Annotated in this window: 1 protein-coding gene and 1 pseudogene; both read right to left on the reverse strand. The window is 68.7% G+C overall.

Going from position 1 to position 3,523, the window contains the following annotated elements; translation table 11 throughout:
• Positions 1-83 precede the first annotated feature (83 nt).
• Positions 84-2,855 (reverse strand): SNF2-related protein, encoded by a 2,772-nt coding sequence (locus tag VF794_RS22425; protein ID WP_331113641.1) that lies wholly within the window; start codon positions 2,853-2,855, stop codon positions 84-86.
• Between the two features lie 209 nt (positions 2,856-3,064).
• Positions 3,065-3,523: pseudogene (locus tag VF794_RS22430) on the reverse strand (DUF58 domain-containing protein); the annotation flags it as partial.

Below are 3,523 nucleotides of genomic sequence, written 5' to 3' on the forward strand. Positions count from 1 at the left end.
AGGGCCTAACCTCTCGGAATCACAGGCCCTTTCAACAAAACTCATCGTATCCCTCTCCCAGGGGGAGAGGGAAAGTGGGGGGTTCAGGACAGCCAGAAGTAGGCGGAGGCGATCAGCGAGCGCTTCTCGGCCACCTTCGCCTTGTTTCCCAGGTCCGCGATCTGCCGGTCCTTCGCCGCGTAACGCTTCTCCTCCTCGTTGCGCAGCGAGGCCAGCTTCTTGCGGTACTCGCGCTCCAGTCGCTCCGCGTGCCCACGGGCCTTCACGCGCTCCGCCGGGTCTTCCTGCGCGCACACCACCTTGCGCGACTCCTGCCACGCCTCCCGCGCCCGCTCCACCTGCTCGCGAGACTCCAGCAGGCAGTCCTCCGCGTACCGGTCCGCGCGCTCCCGCGCCATGTCCAGCTCCAGCGCGTTGCGCCGCTCCGCCGACCGGAGGAGCTCCTCCTTGGCCGCCATCAGCGCCTGCTCCTGCATCAGCGACACCGACACCGGAGGCGGTTGCCGGCGCCGCTCCTCCTTGGCCACCAGCTTCATGAAGTGCTCGCCGTCCGCCAGCGGCAGTGCCCGGAAGCCCTTGCCGTCGCGCTCCAGCATCAGCACCAGGTGCACCATCTTCTCTTCCGGCTTCAGGCCCGTCGTCTCGAACTTGTAGACGAACCACCAGCCCTCGCTGCCCGCCAGCCGTGCCAGCCTCGCCGGCAGTCCCGCCGCGTTGAGCTGGAGGTAGTTGACGGCGTCGTGCGTCCGGTCGCGCACCGCGTACGCCGCCTTGGCCACCTGGATGCGGCCCGAGGCGCTGTTGTTGCCCAGCACCGAGCCCGTCAGCGCCCGAGCGCCCTGCTGGCGCTTCTCCAGCGCCTCCTTCGTCACCGCCCCGGCCATGCGCAGCCGCCGCCGCACGTCGCCGTCGAAGCGCTCCATGAGCGTCGAGCGCGCCTCCGTCATGCGCGCGCTGATGCGCCCCTCCATGTCCGAGCGCAGCTTGTCGAAGGCCTTGTTGATGTCGTCCGGGTGGCGGCAGGACTGGTAGATGTCCAGCACGCGCCGCTCGAAGTCCACGCCGCTCTCCAGCGCGCCCAGGATCTCATCCGACGCGCCGAACACGCCGTCGAAGAGGTTCAGCTTCTTCTCCAGCAGCTCGTACAGCCGCGCGTCCGCGGCGTTCTGCCGGTTGAGGAAGTTGATGACGAGCACGTCCCGCTGCTGGCCGTAGCGGTGGCACCGGCCGATGCGCTGCTCCACCCGCTGCGGGTTCCACGGCAGGTCGTAGTTCACCACCAGGTTGCAGAACTGGAGGTTGAGTCCCTCGGCGCCCGCCTCGGTGCAGATGAGGATCTGCGTCTTGTCGCGGAACTCGTTCACCAGCGCGCGGCGCTCCTCCGGTCCGCCCCCCGAGTCCCCCGACAGCAGGGAGATCTTCCCCGCGTAGCCGTTGGCCGACAGCAGGGTGAAGAGGTACTGCTGCGTGCGCTTGGACTCGGTGAAGATGAGCGCCTTCTCCGGCCAGCCCTGGCCCTTCATCACCTTGAAGGTGCGGTCCAACGCGCGCGTGAGGGCCTCGCCCTTGGCGTTCACCTTGATGGAGTCGGCGAGGTCCGCGTACTGCTTCAGCTCCCACATCTCGTTCTCGAGCGTGCGGATGCTGACGGGCTTGGCCGGATCATCGGCCCACTCCTCGCCCTCCTCGGCGTACTGCTTGACCTCCTCGGGCTCGAACATCGCCAGGGCCCGCTGGCCCAGCTTCGCCGCCTCCAGCCGCTTGGTGAGGTTGTCCGAGAGCCGCCGCAGCGTGGGCGCGATGGCGTACGTGGAGGAGGCCAGCAGCTTGCGGTAGCAGAGCGTGAGCAGCGTCTTCTTGCCCGGCTCGATCGCCGCCACCTCGGAGCGCTGGAGGTACTCGCTCACCTTCTCGTAGAGGTCCTGCTCCTCGGGCGAGGGCGCGAAGTCCTCCACGATGCTGCGGCGGTTGGTGTAGCGGACGTACTCACGCACCTGCCGGCGCAGCGTGCGCTGCACCACCGGGGCCAGTCGTTCCTTGAGTTCGTTGACGGCGTCCGTCTGGAGCCCGCCCGTCTCCGCCTCCAGCCGGTAGCGGCTGCGGAAGGCGTGCTCGGGGCCGAGGATCTGCTCGTCCAGGAGCGTCACCAGCCCGAACAGCTCCATCAGGTCATTCTGGAGGGGCGTGGCGGTGAGCAGCAGCTTGGGACGGCCGCTGAGCGCGGAGCGCAGCGCCTGGCCCGTCTTGTGACCCGCCCGGTAGGCGTTGCGCAGGCGGTGGGCCTCGTCGATGACGACCACGTCCCACGGAATCTCGGCCACCAACTGCGCCTTGTTGGCGGCGAACGGGTGCGAGCAGATGACGGGAAAGGGCTGATCGAAGCAGTTGCCCGTGGCGCGCACGGTGCGCCCGTCCACCATCACCGATTCCAGGTCGAACTTCTCACGCAGCTCGCTGTTCCACTGCGCGCGCAGCACGGCCGGGGCCAGGATGAGGATGCGCGTCTTCCCCTCGGCCATGAGCTGGGCGAGGACCATGCCCGCTTCGATCGTCTTGCCGAGGCCCACCTCGTCCGCGAGCATGCAGCCGCCGCGCGAGAGCGAGTCCATGGCGAAACACGCGGCCTCGAGCTGGTGGGGGTTGAGATCCACCTTGGCCTCGGCGAGCGCACCCGCGAGCCGCTCGCGCGAGTCCGAGCTCTTGATGGTGAGCTCCTCGGCCAACAGACGCTCGTGAAAGGCGGTGAGCGGCTGATTCTGCTGCCCAGCGTCCGTACGGTTCTCCGGCACCGACGCCACCGCCGCCGCATCCGCCGCCACCCGCAGCTCCCTGAACTCCCTCGCGACCTCCGGCAAGACCCTGTCTCCGTCCGTGAACCAACGTGCTCACACAGGCGTGTAGCACGGAAGAGCGGCCATTTTGTTGACGGCGACGGACGTGTAAAGGGGGTCTTCGCGGAGGCCGAAAACTCGGCCTCGGAGCGATTGGCACGCTTTTTCTTCGGGAGCGCCCACGCGACAGCAGGTGTGTGCGGGGACGAGCGTGGGGGACTTGACGGACTCGATTACAGCAGTCCTCGCGCCTTCACGTGCAGATAGGTGTTGACGGCGGCGGCACCGAAGCCCTTCGCCGGAGCGCGCACCACGAGTGCACCCGCGTCTCGGAGCGTGAGGGCGGTGCGCTGGTAGTCCTCCTCGAGGCGCGAGGCGGCCTGACGTGCGTAGGCGTCCTGTACGGAGATGGGCACGTCGAGGGCGGCGGCCCGGAGCTCCTCGTCCAGCAGCGAGGCCACCACGGGCAGGTGCCGGGGGCGCAGTGCCAGCGTGCGGGCCAGCAGCGTGCCCGAGGTGTCCGGATCCACCAGGTCCGTGAAGAGCACCACCAGCGAGCGACGCGAGGAGCGGGCGAAGGCGAAGTCGTAGGCGCGTCCGTAGTCGCTCTCCTCGAAGGCGGCCTCTGCGCGGTAGAGGGACTCGGTGAGCAGGCGCAGATGCTCGTGGCCCTTGCGAGGCGGGAGGTAGGC

The organism is Archangium sp. (assembly GCF_036389735.1).
In the GTDB taxonomy this organism is placed as follows: domain Bacteria; phylum Myxococcota; class Myxococcia; order Myxococcales; family Myxococcaceae; genus Archangium.